Source organism: Frigoribacterium sp. AP1, assembly GCF_056680555.1.
In genome coordinates this window covers 342339-355487 of the sequence record NZ_CM155288.1, presented here as the reverse complement: position 1 = coordinate 355487, position 13149 = coordinate 342339, and the positions used below count along the sequence as shown (strand labels likewise).

The window sequence follows — 13149 nt, the reverse complement described above, 5'->3', positions numbered from 1 at the left end:
TCCGCCTCGCGACCGCGCCCTAGGCTGGTGCGACATGAGCACTCCTGAGACGGTCCCGGCGACGCTCCCCGCGTCCGGCCGCAGCGTGGCCACGTCGGCCCTCGTGTCGATCCTCGGCATCGGGGTGCAGGGCGTCGCCCGGTTGATCTACACCGTCCTCATCGGTCGCACCTTCGGCACCGAGGCGCTGGGTCACGCCTCCACGCTTCTGAGCCTGTCCATATTCGCCGCTCTCTTCTGGCCCACGCCGGCGGGCAACACGGCGTCGCGGTTCCTGGCCGTCGCTCTGCGGGCCGGGCTGTCCGACGCCCTCCTCCGTCGGACGCTCGCCCTCACCATGTTGGGCTCGTCACTCGTGCTCGGCGCGGTGACGGTCCCCGTCGCCCTCGCACTCGGCAACCCACCGACGACCGCGCTGTCGGCCGCCTGGTTGGTGATGGGCTACGGTGCCTACACCTACGCCCGAGGATCACAGCTCGGGTACCACCGCGTCGGCAAGGCAGCAGCCTGGGACGGTGTCACCGCATTCCTCTCGCTCGGCCTGCTCGTGGTCGTCTGCGTCACGGGTGGGGGGCTCTTCGTCCTCGTCCCTCTGTCGCTGGGCTACACGGTCTTCGCCCTGGCGTGCTGGCCCAGGGGCTCAGAGCACACGGACGCTCCCGAGGCCGGTCAGGCCAGGGTCGCGCTCTCGTTCGGGCTGTGGAACGTCCTGACGGGGATCACGACCAACGGCTTGCTGCAGCTCACGATGGTCGCGGCGCAGCTGGCCTCGCCCGGAACCGGGGCGGGTGTCTTCGCCGCGGCGTTCACGTTGGCGACACCGGCATCGATGCTCGGTCAGGCCGTGGCGCAGATCGTCATCCCGGCATTCGCCCATCACGAGCCCGGGGCACCTCTCCGCCGTCGCGGTCCGCTGGTGCTGTTCGTCGGTTTCTCGTTCGCCTGCGCTCTGGTGTTCGGTCTGGTGGCGGCAGCGGCGCCGTGGTTCCTGCCGCTCTTCTACCCGGCCGAGGGGCAGGACGCCGTCGGGCCCCTGAGGTTCCTCATGCTCGGGGTCTTCGTCTTCACGGTGGCTCTGATCCCGGCGGCTCTGCTCCTGGCCGGCGGACGGTCTCGCGAGGTCGCCCTGTCATCGGTGGTCGGATTCGTGATCGGGGTGGGGACGATGTTCGCGGCCGCCGCGACGTGGGGAGTGCAGGCAGGCAGCGTCGGATTCCTGGTCGGCTCCAGCGTCAACCTCGTCGCCGTGCTCGCGTTGTCGTTCTTCCCGACGAAAACCGACCGCACCGGACCGCCCGCGGTCTCGGACGAAGGTCCCGCCCCGGACGCCTGAGGGTCAGACGAGGCGTCTCGCCACGAACCAGTAGAGCCGCATGGCCGTCTGGAGCGGCCGAGCACCGGCGGGCAAGGGGAACACCTGCTGGTCGAGGTGCGAGGTCAAGAGGGGAACGAGCCGACGGTCGGAGACCCGACGGGCATCTTGGACGAAGCGACGTCGGGCCGCGATCCAGGCGGCGTTGTCGCGTACCCATGCCTTCGCCCGTCGACGCTCGGTCGCCCATCCCTGGCGACGCGCCACCACCCCGAGGGCGAGGTCGAAGGCGGCCAGGGGCAACCAGGCCGCGATGCGGAGGCGTCGACCGTAGGCGGTGCGGACGAACACCTGCCGGTTCTTCTCCAGCAGGTACATCTTCAGGGAGTTGCGGCTGAACTCGTAGTGGTGGACGACGACGGCATCGGGGACGAAGACGACCTCGAACCCGGCCTGCCAGGTCCGCCAGCTCAGGTCGACGTCTTCGTGATAGGCGAAGTATTCGTCGGCGAATCCCTCGAGGCTCTGCCACAACGACGTTCGCAGCACGAGCCCCGCGCCCGAGGCCGACGCGACGGGGACCTCGACGCTGTGGAGGTCGGCAGGCTCCTCGAGTCCGCCGGCCCAGCTCAGCCCGACGACGTGCACGGGGTTTCCGGCCGAGTTCATGCGGTCCTCGCGGCCGCCCAGCCGGATGCTGCCGCTCGCGATGCCGACCTCGGGCCGACTGGCGACACGGACGAGGGCGGCGACCGCATCGGGTGCGACGACGGCGTCGGAGTTGACCAGGCCCAGGAAGTCTCCTCGGGCGTGTCTCGCGCCGTAGTTGACCCCGCCGGCGAACCCGAGGTTCTCGGTCGGTGTGACGACCAGGAGGCGCGGGTCGTCAGGCAACGACGCGACGGCATCGGAGGTGCATCCGTTGTCCACGAGGACGAGGTCGACGTCGACGCCCGTCGAGGCGAGGGTCGCCGACACCGACTCGTGGAGCCAGGGTTCGTCGCCGTAGGCGAGTGTGACGATGGTGACCCGGGGAGCGGGGCTCACCGGGAGTCGTCCGTGCGCTGGAACGCCGACGACTCGAGGCGGGAGATGCGTTCGTCCTGCAATGCCGAGTGCTCGGCGAGGGTCCGTGACTTCTCTTCGAGCACCGTGAGCTCCGCGCTGTGCTGGACCGAGACGAGGAACAGGACGATGGTGCTCAGGAAGAAACCGAGGTTGGTCGGCACGGTGACGCCGAGGAGGGACGCCGTTCCCGTGAGCAGGCCCGGGAACACTGCCACCACGAGGGCCACGACGCCGGCGACGATCCACCAGAGGGCGTGACGCTCGCGCACCCGGCGGCGGCGGAGCAGGTCGAAGACGACGACGAGGACGAGGAACGCCGAGACGATCCCGAAGACGTAGGTGGTGACGTTCATGCGGACGGACTTGCTTCCGAGCTGAGGGCGAGCGGGGGACGCCAGAGGGCGATGACGAGAGCGAGGCAGGCCCGGCCGAGGTACACCGCCGCCTTGACGGGATCGTGGGACGGCGTCCCGCCTGCGCGGACGCGCATCGACACGGGAACCTGGGTGATGGTGCACCCGGCCCTCGCCGCGAGCACCAAGGACTCGACCGTGTCGCCGAGGTACTCGGCGGGGTAGTGCTGGGCGAAGATCGCGACGGCGCGGGGCCCGGCCCCGCGGAACCCCGAGGTCGTGTCCGTCAGTCGGGTGCGCGCGATGCGGCTGACCGTCGACGCGAGGACGAGCATGGCCCAGCGTCGCGGGCCCGACGCCTTGTAGTCGCCCTCGCCGGCGAAGCGGGCCCCGATGGACACGTCGACGGTCTGGAGGGCCTCGAGGAGGGCGGGGACGCCGGCGGGATCGTGCTGTCCGTCGGAATCGACCTGGACCACGTACCGGAAGCCGTTCGCGAGCGCGTACTTGAAGCCTGCACGCATGGCACCGCCCACGCCGAGGTTGAAGGGCAGGTCGAGGACCGTGGCCCCGGCGGACCGGGCACGCTCGACCGTCGCGTCGTTCGAACCGTCGTTGACGACGAGGACGGAGACGCCGGGAAGCTTCTCGAAGACCTCGGTCACGACGCCGGCGACGGCGACCTCTTCGTTGAAGGCGGGCATGACGATGAGCGTCTGCGCCAGATGATCCATGGCAAGGATCGTAACAGCGCGCCGACCGCAGCGGGGTGTGGCCGGTACGGCCTGGATGGGCGACGGGTCCGATAGGATTCCCGAGGCCCGGGGCGAAGCCCCCGTCGAGTCCGAGCGGCGGCTACGTCCCGCAGGCCCGAACCACCGTCTGTTGGGGAGATAGATGAACATCACGCCTCCGGTGCGTCGGCCGCGACAGGGCGACGGTCCTGAACGAGGTCTGGCGCGACTCGCCGGACGACTCGGCACCCGTCCCGTCGCCGTCTTCGTCGTCTCGTTCCTGGCGTTCCTGGCGCTGTCGTCCCTGTGGGCGGTCACGACGCCGATCGGGGCCAGCCCCGACGAGCCGGCGCACTACATCAAGGCCGCGTCGACCGTGCGTGGGCAGCTGATCGGTGAGCCGGGCCCCCGACCGCAGGACAAGGTCGTGCAGGTCCCCGAGAACGTCGCGGACACGGGCAACGTGATGTGCATGGCGTACGACCCCAGTACGACCGCCGACTGCCTGCCCCCTTTCGGCAGCGACCGTGACCTGGTCGACTCCACGACGTCCGCCGGGTTGTACAACCCCGTGTACTACGTGCTGGTCGGTTGGCCGTCGTTGCTCGAAATGGGCAAGGGGTCCCTCTTCCTCATGCGGTTCGTGAGTGCGGGCCTCTGCGCCTTCTTCCTCGCGTCTGCCGTGACGGCGCTCTCGCGCCTTCCCCGCCCGACCCTGCCGGTCCTGGCGGTCTTCGCGGTCTCCACCCCGATGACCTATTTCCTGATGGGTTCGGTGAACCCGAACGCACTCGAGATCTCGACGACGGCCGCGTTCTTCTCGACGCTCCTGCTGGCCACGACGACGCCGGTTCCCGCCGGGCCGGGACGCTGGCTCGTCGCCGGTTCGTTGGCTCTGTCGGGCGGCCTCTTGGTGCAAGCGCGGGGGTTGTCCCCGGTGTGGCTCGGGCTGGCGGTGCTCGTCGTCGCCGTATGGGTCGGCGTCCCCGCCTTCCTGCGTCGTGTCCTCACTCCTCCGTACCTGGCAAGCGTCGTCGCCGTGGCGGTCTCGACCGCCCTCGCGGTCGTCTGGACCCTCCGCTCGGGCTCGCTGAACGCCGTGGGCGTCTACTCGGGAGCCGGTACTTCCACGGCCCAGGGGTTCGTCCGCATGGTCGAGACCTCGACCGACTACGTCGCCCAGGCGGCAGGCAACTTCGGGTGGCTCGACACACCGGCGCCCGGGTACGTGGCCTTCGTCTATTCCGGGCTGCTCGGTCTGCTCGTGGTCTCCGCCCTGCTCTTCGGTGGGCGAACGCGCGCCGGTGCCGCCGTCTGGGTGGCCTTGGCCTCGGCCGTCGTCATCCCCGCCGCCGTCCAGGCCTCGAGCGTCACCGAGTCCGGGTACATCTGGCAGGGGCGGTACAGCCTCCCGGCCGTCGTCGTGTTGGTCCTCGTGGCCGCCGTGGCCGCCAGCGGTCGTTTCGATCGGCTCCCTGTGTCCGAAGGCCGCCGCGTCGTCCTCTTCCTGCTCGCGGCGACGGCCTTCGTGCAAGCGGCATCCGCCCTGACCGCGTTGAAGCGTTACAGCGTCGGTCTCTGGACGTCCTGGGCGGAGATGTTCTCGGCACCCGTCTGGCACCCGCCCTTGCTGGGGGTCGGGCCGTGGGCCGTGTCGGTCGTCGCAGTCGTCGTCGTCGTCAGCCTGTCGGCGTATCTCGTCGTCCCCCCAGCCGTCTCCCTCGACCCGGGCGTTCCCCCGGGGGAGCCCGAGGACGGGCGGCTCGAGTCCGGTGACGAGGTGCCCGCATGGCGCTCCTGAGTCGTCAGAACGTCATGTCGGTCCTGCTCTACGGGGCGGTGGGCGGCACCGCGTTCGTCATCGACCTGGGGTCGTTGATCGTCCTCCGGGACGTTTTCCGGGCACCGCTTCCCCTCGCGACAGCGGTGTCCCTCGTCGCCGGGTTGACGGCCAGCTACACGCTCCAGCGATTCCTCACGTTCCGCCGGAACAAGGTCACGTGGCACAGCCTCTGGAAGTACGGGGTGCTCGTCACCTTCAACTGGGTCATGACGACGCTCATCATCCACGGCGTCGAGTCGGCAGGCATCAGCTACGTGATCGGCAAGTTCGGCTCGACGGCCATCATCACGACCTGGAACTACTTCATCTACCGCTTCTGGATCTTCCGCCACGCGGAGGCCGCCGATGCGGCGGCGACCGGCTCCTCGGCACCAGGCGAGCTGTACTGATGACGGTGTCCCTCCTCGCGTCCCCTGGGTCGGCTCGGGGCGGTGACGAGGGGCGAGACGTCTCGTCGCGCTCGGCGTGGCTCGACCGGATCGTCGCGGCGTGCCTCGTCGTCGTCACCGTGGCGCTCGGGTGGAGCAGGTTGACGCCTCTCGTCAGGCGGACGGCATGGGCCGAGGACGCCGGGCTCTTCCTCGTCCAGCGCTTGGACCGGGGGCCCTTCGCCACGCTCCTCCTGCCCTACGACGGGTACCTCCACCTCGTGCCGCGGATCGTCGTGGACCTCGTCGTGGCCGTGTCGACCGACGAGGACCAGTTCGCGCTCGGCACGACGGTCGCGAGCCTGGTCGTCGTCGGTCTCGCTGCCGCCTTGGTCTTCCTCTTCAGCGCGTCCTTCGTCACGAGCAGGGTCATGCGGGCCGCCCTCGCACTCGTGCCCGTGCTGGCGCCGATGGCTGCCCTCGAAGCCCTGGGCAACGCGGCCAACCTGCACTGGTTCCTGCTCTACCTGCTGCCCTTCGCCGTCGTCTGGAGGCCGCGTCGGACCACCGGGCACGTCGTCCAGGTGATCGTCATCGTCGTCGTCGTGCTGAGCGAGGTGCAGTCGGTCATCTTCCTGCCGTTGGTGCTCCTCGTGCTGGTCCGGCGCGTGACCCGGTCGGGAGCCGTCGCCCTCGTCCTGGCGTGCGTCGCCCAACTCGCCTCGGTCGTGGCGAGTCCACGCGTCCGCGGGGACGCCCCACTCCCCGAAGTCGTGAACGTGGCCATCGGCTTCGTCGCGGAGCCCGTGATGGGTTCCTGGGTCTCTCCGGGACGCGCCGCCGACCTCCTGACCGGGCCGCACGGGGTAGCGGTGGCCCTCGCCGCCACGGCTCCGTTCGTCATCGCCCTGGGTGCCGGGCTCGTGCGGCGGCGAAGCTCCCGGAACCTCCTGATCGCCGTGCTCGGGTACGGCGTCCTGGCGGTCTGGGTGACGGATGTCTACGCGAACCCGACCGTGACGATCGACTTCGTGGGTCATGGCTTGGGTCTCACCCGCGACATGGGCTACGTCCGCTATGCCCTGGTGCCGTCGATGTTCCTCATCGCACTGCTCGCGTTGGGCATCGACCGACTCGCGGCGTCGAGGTCCCTCGTCTCCCGAGGGGGAGCGGTGCTCCTGGTGATGGTCTTGGTCGTGGCTCTGACCCGACAGTTCGCGCCGTATTCGTACACTCGCATCTCCGGACCCGACTGGGCCGCCTCGGTGGCCACGGCGAGGGTGGCCTGTGAGGCGGACCCCGAGGGGGTCGTGCGCGTCGCCTCGGCGCCCGCCGGGTGGGGCGTCGACGTCGCCTGTTCCGACCTCGACGGCGACGGCTTCGATCGGTAGCCGCATCGTCACGGTCGTCCCGAGAACGGCGTCCGTGCCGTCTAGGCTGAACGCGTTGTCACCAGAAAGGCAAGAATGAGTCACCACTCCGGCGCCGGCGCCCTCGTCGTCCTCCCCACCTACGACGAGGTCGAGAACCTCCCGATCATCCTGGGTCGGCTCTTCGCCGCGACCCCTGAGATCCACGTGCTCGTGGTCGACGACGGCAGTCCCGACGGCACGGGAGACCTCGCCGAGACGATGGCCGTGGCCGACGACCGCATCCACGTGACGCACCGCCAGGGCAAGCTCGGTCTCGGCTCGGCTTACGTGGCGGGCTTCGGGTGGGCACTCGCGCGGGGCTACGGCGTCGTCATCGAGATGGACGCCGACGGTTCGCACCCGCCCGAGAAACTGCCCGAGATGATCTCCCTGGTCGGCGCGGGTGGGCCGGCCGCACCCAGTCTCGCCATCGGCTCGCGCTGGGTCCCGGGTGGCTCCGTCGTCAACTGGCCCCTCTCGCGACAGGTCCTGAGCCGAGGCGGCAACCTGTACGCGCGCCTCGCGCTCGGTCTTCGTCTCAAGGACGTGACCGCGGGCTTCCGTGCTTACACGCGCGCGGCCCTCGAGTCGATGGACCTCACCGGCATCGACTCCAAGGGGTACTGCTTCCAAGTCGACATGACCCTGCGGGTCCTCGACGGCGGCGGCCGCGTCGTCGAGGTGCCGATCGAGTTCCGCGAGCGTGAGCTCGGCGAATCGAAGATGAGTCGAGCGATCGTGGTCGAGGCCATGCTCAGGGTCACGAAGTGGGGCGTGCAGCGTCGCCTGCAGACGCTCCTCGGTCGCCGTCCGGGGCCTCGGTGGGTGGTCGAGGACCGCCAGTCGTGACCGGGGGCCGTTCCGCGGCCCCCTACGCTGGGGTGATGTCCACGGGGGAAGAACTGCGACGGCGCGACAACAACCTCGACGCCCTCCGGCTCGGCGGAGCCCTGCTCGTCGTCCTCGGGCACTCGTACGTCGTCCTCGCCAAACCGATGGCGCCTCCGACGATCTTCGGACAGCCGCTGCACGCCCTCGGCGTGCACGTCTTCTTCATCATCAGCGGTTACCTGATCACCAAGAGCTGGCAGCGTCGCCCCGACTGGCGCAGTTACTTCGCCGCGAGGGCCCTGCGCATCTTCCCCGCCCTGATCGTCGCCGTGATCCTGACCGCCTTCGTCGTGGGCACGGTCTTCACGACGCTGCCGACGGGCGACTACCTGTCCGACCCGAGCACCTGGCTCTACCTCAAGAACGCCCTCCTGCAACCGGTCTTCGGTCTGCCGGGCGTCTTCGTCGACCTCCCGTACCCCTACGTCCTCAACGGCTCGTTGTGGACGCTCCCGGTCGAGTTCGCCTGTTACCTCGTCGTGCCCCTCGTCCTCCTCCTCCCGCGGAGGTTGCACGTCCCGGCCGTCGGGCTGTTCGCCCTGATCAGCATCGCCCTGCACCTCAGGGTCTGGCCGGACGTGGACGTCCTCGGTTTCTTCACGTCCTCGTCCGTCGGAGAGCCCTGGATCTTCTTCGCCGGCGGCATGCTGTGCGCCCTCCTGCTCGAGCGGCACGCCTTCCGACTCGACGTGGCCCTCCTCGGTCTGTTCGCCGTCACGATCGTCTCGGCCGTCGACGCGGGTCTCGGCACCTACGTCCTCTGGGCGGTCCTGCCGTACTCGACCCTCGCCCTGGGGCTCGCGTCGACGCCGGTGCTCCGGAGGGCGTCCCGCTACGGCGACTTCTCCTACGGCCTGTACATCTACGCGTTCCCCGTGCAGCAGGTCGTCGTCGCGACGCTGGGCGTCCGCGGCATCGCCGCGAATGCCGTGGCCGTGGTCGTGGCGACACTCGTCCTGGCCGCCCTCTCCTGGCACCTCGTCGAGGCCCCGGCCCTGCGGGTCAAGACGCGCTTCGAGAAGCGCTTCCCGGCTCGTCGCGGTCGGCGGGCCGCTGTGCCGAGGGTCCTCGTCGGCAGCGACGTCGACGCCGGTCGGGGCCCGACGGGCTGACGCGACGACCCACCAGGCGACCGGGTGGTGACCGACCCGACCCGCGCCTCCTACCGGCCGGCCGCCTGCGGCAGGCGTGACCGCCACGATCGCTTGCGGGCCGCGATCGTCGCGATGGTGACGAAGGTCATCAGGGTTCCCTCGAACAGCACGAAGCTCTCGGCGACGGCCGTCACCCCGATCAGGACCAGCACGAGCGCCGGCCAGACGTAGGCCACGATCGGGTGGCCCGAGGCCGTGATCCAGCTGCGCACGAACGCGAGCGTGCCGGCCACGACGAGCAACAGCCCCCCGACGAGGCCCAGCTGCAGCCATATGTCGAAGAACGCGTTCAGGCCCGTCTCGTGCGGTCGGCCGTTTGGAGCGATGATCGTCGAGTAGGGGAAGATCTCGGTCGGCCACTGTCCGACGAAGCCCCAGCCGACGATGTCGTGCACCGCGGCCAGTTCGCGGATGCGCGCCCAGAGCAGCGAGCGGACCGACAGGTCGTTCGTGGCGTCGACGGCATCGAGGAGGCGCGAGCGGCCCGCGTAGGCCAGCGCGCCTCCCAGCACCACGATCACCGCGAAGACCGACTGCATGAGCGACCGTCTCGACTCGGGGGCCCGACGCAGCGCGTCGAGCGCCACGCCGGCCACGATCAGGACGATGACCGCGATCGCCGTCGCGGGGGAGCGGGCGAAGCCGAGCGCCGTCAGGGCGAGCACGCCCGAGGCCACGGCCTGTCGTCGGGGAACCGACCGGGTGAGGAACTCGACGGCGAAGGTGATGACCGCGAGCGTCGCCAGGAACCCCAGGTAGTTGCGGGTGCCCGAGATGCCCTGGATGGGCCCGCCCGCGGCGAGGTTGCCCTGGATGCCCAGGAACGCGATCGGTTGGTCGATCAGCAGACCGCTCAGCACCTCGAGCGACAACGAGACCACGAGCAGGATGCGCAGGGCGTCGCCGAACGCCCTCACGACCTGCACGAGGTCGCGTCCGAGTGCCAGGTAGAGCCCGAGCGCGCCGAACCCGACGGCGTAGGCGACCCCGCCGATCGTCACCCAGGTGTACTCGCTCCAGAAGACGCTGAGGCCCATGAACCCGAAGAGGGCGATGAGTGACACGGGCAGGATGCCGTGCCATTCGATGTGGTGCCGACCGCCGACGAGCGAGAGCGCCGCCAGCACCACGAGCGTGCCCAGGACGGCGAGCGACCCGGGCCACCCCATCAGGGCGCGCACGGACTGCGTCGAGAACGCGTAGAGGACGATCGCGACCGACAGCGCCTGCGAGAAGTGCCCGCCGGCCGAGAAGCCGATCCAAGCCGAGAGGTAGCGGCGCAGGGGGTCCCGGTCGCGGTCGAACCCGTGGTCGTGGCCGGAGGTCACCGGTCGTGGCCCGTCCAGCCGAAGGGGTCGCGTCGGGTGACGAGTACGACGATCACGAACGTGGCCCACCCCCACTCGACGATCAAGCGGGACTCCGTCAACCCGTGGACGAGCAGGGCCGTCACGAGGAGCAGCGGCAGCAGGTCGAGGGCCGACCACGGGGCCGCGACCTCGCGGGCCAGCATCCGACGGTCGACGGCCCACCACCAGGACCGCAGCACGACCCCGACGATGGTGAGGCCGAAGAGGATCAGGCCGACCCACCCCAGCTGGAACCAGACGTCGAGGTACGCGTCGTGCGCCTGCAGGTACACGACGCCGTTGCGCTCGGCGAGGTCGGTGAACGGTTCGACGAACGGGAACCAGTAGCTGACCCAGCCCCAGCCCACGACGGGGTGCTGGACGCCGAGGTCGTAGACGGCCGACCAGATGTCGGTGCGGCCCGTCAGGTCGCCGCTCTTGCCGAGCACCGCGAGCAGGGGACCGCGAGCGAGGACGGCGACGGCGAGGCCCGCGACGACGACGAAGGCCGCGACGCCGAAGACGGGGGCCCGGTGACCGGGCTCGCGGCGGCGGGTCGCCAGCACCAGCAGCAGCACGAGGCCGACGGCGACCGCGACCACCGCGACCGTCGCCGACCGGGTCAGGACGAGTGCCAGCAGCGAGGCGGCGAGCCCGACGATCGTCGAACCGCGGGAGATCGACCGGTTCGCGGCCTCGACGGCCGTGACGACGAGGGCCAGCAAGGCGATGATCGCCAGGATGTTGCTGTTGCCCTGCAGTCCCTGGATGCGACCGCCCTCGAAGAGCACGTCACGCGACCAGAACCACGCCGCGGGCTGCCCGGTGCAGTCGAGGTATACCGGGCAGACCGGCTGTCGGACGAACAGCCCGACGACGACCTCGAACAGCAGTGAGGCCACGACGTGGATGCGCAGCGCTCGTCCGAGGGCGGTCACGATGGCCGGCCACGGGGCGACGACGGTGACCGCCAGGGCGCCCACGCTCGTCATCAGCGTGAGGACGATGCCGATCGCCGAGCCGGCCGGGTACTGCGACCAGGCGATCGAGGCGACGGCGAACGCCAGGAAGAGCACGAGGAGGCGCGGGAGGGTCCGCACCCGGGGCGGGTGCCGCACGACGAGGACGACGGAGGCGACCACCATCGCGACGCAGGCCGCCCCCCAGCCCCACCAGCCGGTGCCGTTGCGCAGGACGTCGCCACCGAAGAGCACGAGGAACGCGAGCGTCGCGAACGTCGTGGCTCCGCGCGCGGGCGCCGTTCGGGCGGGCCGCGCGGGCAGCGTCGAGGTCATGGGCACCAGGCTAGACGACGGGGGAGGCGCAGCGGGGCGACCGGGGGCCGCCCCGCCCGATGGATCAGACGAAGGCTGCCTGGCCCGTGATGCTGCGGCCGACGATGAGCGTGTTCATCTCGCGAGTGCCCTCGTAGCTGTAGAGCGCCTCGGCGTCGGCGAAGAACCGGGCCACGTCGTACTCGAGCACGATGCCGTTGCCCCCCATGACCTCGCGGGCGTACCCGACCGTCTCGCGCATGCGGGCCGTGGTGAACGCCTTGGCGAGCGAGGCGTGCTCGTCGCGTTGCGTGCCCTCGTCGAGCATCTGCGAGCAGCGGACCACCATGCCGATCGACGCGGTGATGTTGCCGATGCACTTCACCAGGAGGTCCTGGATCAGCTGGTGTTTGGCGATCGGCTTGCCGAACTGCACGCGCTCGTTCGCGTACGCCAGCGCGGCCTCGTACGCGCCGATCGAGTTGCCCACGGCCGCCCAGGCGACCTCGGCCCGGGTCAGGCGGAGCACGGCCGCCGTGCTGCGGAACGAATCGGCCTGCTGCAGCCGGTTGCGCTCGGGCACGCGGACGTCCTCGAGGGTGATGTCGGCGTTCTGGACGATGCGGAGGCTCTGCTTGTCCTCGATCTTGGTGGCCGTGTAGCCCGCGGTGTCGGTCGGGACGATGAAGCCCTTGACCTGGCCGTCCTCGGCGCTCTTGGCCCAGATGATGGTGATGTCGCTGAACGTGGCGTTGCCGATCCACCGCTTGGAGCCGTTCAACACCCAGCCGTCGCCGTCACGGGTGGCGATCGTACGGAGGCCCTGGGCCGAGTCCGACCCCGACAACGGCTCGGTCAGGCCGAAGGCACCCACCAGGTCGCCGCTCGCCATGCGGGGCAGCCACTCGGCGCGCTGCTCCGGCGAACCGCCGACGCCGATCGACCCCATCGCCAGGCCGTTCTGCACGCCGACGAAGGTCGCGACGGACGCGTCGACGCGGGCGAGCTCGAGTGCGACCCAGCCGCGGAAGACGGCGGAGTTCTCGAACGGGCGCGTCTCTTCCCACGGCATGCCGAACAGGCCGAGGCCGGCGAGGCCCTTGACGATCTCGTGCGGGAAGGTCGCGTCCGCCCAGTGGCGGTTCACGCCGGGCTTGACCTCGGTCTCGAGGTAGCGGCGCAGGTCGGCCAGCACACCCTTCTCGCGGTCGGAGAGCAGGTCTTCGTAGCCGTAGAAGTCGCTGACGAGAGAGGTGAACGAGGTGAGGGTCGCTGATGACATCCGTGCTCCATTGCTTCGTGTCGGGACGACAGGAGCCTAGGCAGCGACCCGGCCGTGACCAAGGGATTGGTAGCTTTGGTCAACGCCCCGGCGTCGTCGACCGCACGGC

General features: G+C 70.2%; 12 protein-coding genes. 6 read left to right on the top strand and 6 right to left on the bottom strand.

All coding sequences use genetic code 11. From position 1 onward, the window contains the following. Window positions 1-34 precede the first annotated feature (34 nt). Complete coding sequence (locus AC1MBW_RS01645; RefSeq protein WP_054146611.1) at window positions 35-1333, top strand: lipopolysaccharide biosynthesis protein; 1299 nt, start codon at window positions 35-37, stop codon at window positions 1331-1333. A 3-nt stretch (window positions 1334-1336) separates the two neighbouring features. On the opposite strand, the gene AC1MBW_RS01640 is transcribed toward AC1MBW_RS01645, so the two are convergent. Genes AC1MBW_RS01640 through AC1MBW_RS01630 form a run of 3 tightly spaced genes read right to left on the bottom strand, consistent with a single transcriptional unit; the run spans window position 1337 to window position 3467 of the window. Then, the gene (locus AC1MBW_RS01640) at window positions 1337-2359 is read right to left on the bottom strand and encodes a glycosyltransferase family 2 protein (protein ID WP_480025247.1); all 1023 of its coding nucleotides are present in this window, start codon (window positions 2357-2359) and stop codon (window positions 1337-1339) included. Further along, window positions 2356-2733: a DUF2304 domain-containing protein gene (locus AC1MBW_RS01635; protein WP_054146609.1), complete on the bottom strand. Its 378-nt coding sequence runs from the start codon at window positions 2731-2733 to the stop codon at window positions 2356-2358. Before AC1MBW_RS01635 ends, AC1MBW_RS01640 begins: the two co-directional genes overlap by 4 nt. After that, window positions 2730-3467, bottom strand: coding sequence for a glycosyltransferase family 2 protein (locus tag AC1MBW_RS01630; protein WP_054146608.1), 738 nt, complete (start codon window positions 3465-3467; stop codon window positions 2730-2732). The genes AC1MBW_RS01635 and AC1MBW_RS01630 overlap by 4 nt, the downstream gene beginning before the upstream one ends. Window positions 3468-3630: 163 nt before the next feature. Here AC1MBW_RS01630 and AC1MBW_RS01625 point away from each other — a divergent pair, with 163 nt between their 5' ends. From AC1MBW_RS01625 to AC1MBW_RS01605, 5 genes are all read left to right on the top strand, one after another. After that, on the top strand, window positions 3631-5268 hold the full coding sequence (locus AC1MBW_RS01625) for a DUF2142 domain-containing protein (protein WP_480025246.1): 1638 nt from the start codon (window positions 3631-3633) through the stop codon (window positions 5266-5268). Further along, the gene (locus AC1MBW_RS01620) at window positions 5256-5699 is read left to right on the top strand and encodes a GtrA family protein (protein ID WP_054146606.1); all 444 of its coding nucleotides are present in this window, start codon (window positions 5256-5258) and stop codon (window positions 5697-5699) included. The genes AC1MBW_RS01625 and AC1MBW_RS01620 overlap by 13 nt, the downstream gene beginning before the upstream one ends. After that, window positions 5699-7069: a hypothetical protein gene (locus AC1MBW_RS01615; RefSeq protein ID WP_054146605.1), complete on the top strand. Its 1371-nt coding sequence runs from the start codon at window positions 5699-5701 to the stop codon at window positions 7067-7069. The genes AC1MBW_RS01620 and AC1MBW_RS01615 overlap by 1 nt, the downstream gene beginning before the upstream one ends. 75 nt (window positions 7070-7144) lie before the next feature. After that, window positions 7145-7939, top strand: a complete 795-nt coding sequence (locus tag AC1MBW_RS01610) for a polyprenol monophosphomannose synthase (RefSeq protein WP_480025245.1) — start codon at window positions 7145-7147, stop codon at window positions 7937-7939. A 35-nt stretch (window positions 7940-7974) separates the two neighbouring features. Then, on the top strand, window positions 7975-9093 hold the full coding sequence (locus tag AC1MBW_RS01605; RefSeq protein ID WP_480025244.1) for an acyltransferase family protein: 1119 nt from the start codon (window positions 7975-7977) through the stop codon (window positions 9091-9093). A gap of 50 nt (window positions 9094-9143) precedes the next feature. Here AC1MBW_RS01605 and AC1MBW_RS01600 read toward each other — a convergent pair whose 3' ends face one another. From AC1MBW_RS01600 to AC1MBW_RS01590, 3 genes are all read right to left on the bottom strand, one after another. Next, a complete protein-coding gene (locus AC1MBW_RS01600) occupies window positions 9144-10463 on the bottom strand; it encodes a hypothetical protein (protein WP_054146602.1) in 1320 nt (439 codons plus the stop codon). Beyond that, entirely contained in the window at window positions 10460-11779 is a 1320-nt protein-coding gene (locus AC1MBW_RS01595; RefSeq protein ID WP_480025243.1) for an O-antigen ligase family protein, read from the bottom strand. Before AC1MBW_RS01595 ends, AC1MBW_RS01600 begins: the two co-directional genes overlap by 4 nt. A gap of 64 nt (window positions 11780-11843) precedes the next feature. After that, the gene (locus tag AC1MBW_RS01590) at window positions 11844-13040 is read right to left on the bottom strand and encodes an acyl-CoA dehydrogenase family protein (protein ID WP_054146600.1); all 1197 of its coding nucleotides are present in this window, start codon (window positions 13038-13040) and stop codon (window positions 11844-11846) included. Between the last annotated feature and the right edge of the window lie 109 nt (window positions 13041-13149).

Bases quoted from the DNA above. Each gene is read 5' to 3' on its own strand.
- AC1MBW_RS01620 (WP_054146606.1), top strand. From the start codon at position 5,256: ATGGCGCTCCTGAGTCGTCAGAACGTCATGTCGGTCCTGCTCTACGGG.
- AC1MBW_RS01630 (WP_054146608.1), bottom strand. From the start codon at position 3,467: ATGGATCATCTGGCGCAGACGCTCATCGTCATGCCCGCCTTCAACGAA.
- AC1MBW_RS01635 (WP_054146609.1), bottom strand. From the start codon at position 2,733: ATGAACGTCACCACCTACGTCTTCGGGATCGTCTCGGCGTTCCTCGTC.
- AC1MBW_RS01615 (WP_054146605.1), top strand. From the start codon at position 5,699: ATGACGGTGTCCCTCCTCGCGTCCCCTGGGTCGGCTCGGGGCGGTGAC.
- AC1MBW_RS01605 (WP_480025244.1), top strand. From the start codon at position 7,975: ATGTCCACGGGGGAAGAACTGCGACGGCGCGACAACAACCTCGACGCC.
- AC1MBW_RS01590 (WP_054146600.1), bottom strand. From the start codon at position 13,040: ATGTCATCAGCGACCCTCACCTCGTTCACCTCTCTCGTCAGCGACTTC.
- AC1MBW_RS01625 (WP_480025246.1), top strand. From the start codon at position 3,631: ATGAACATCACGCCTCCGGTGCGTCGGCCGCGACAGGGCGACGGTCCT.
- AC1MBW_RS01645 (WP_054146611.1), top strand. From the start codon at position 35: ATGAGCACTCCTGAGACGGTCCCGGCGACGCTCCCCGCGTCCGGCCGC.
- AC1MBW_RS01595 (WP_480025243.1), bottom strand. From the start codon at position 11,779: ATGACCTCGACGCTGCCCGCGCGGCCCGCCCGAACGGCGCCCGCGCGC.
- AC1MBW_RS01610 (WP_480025245.1), top strand. From the start codon at position 7,145: ATGAGTCACCACTCCGGCGCCGGCGCCCTCGTCGTCCTCCCCACCTAC.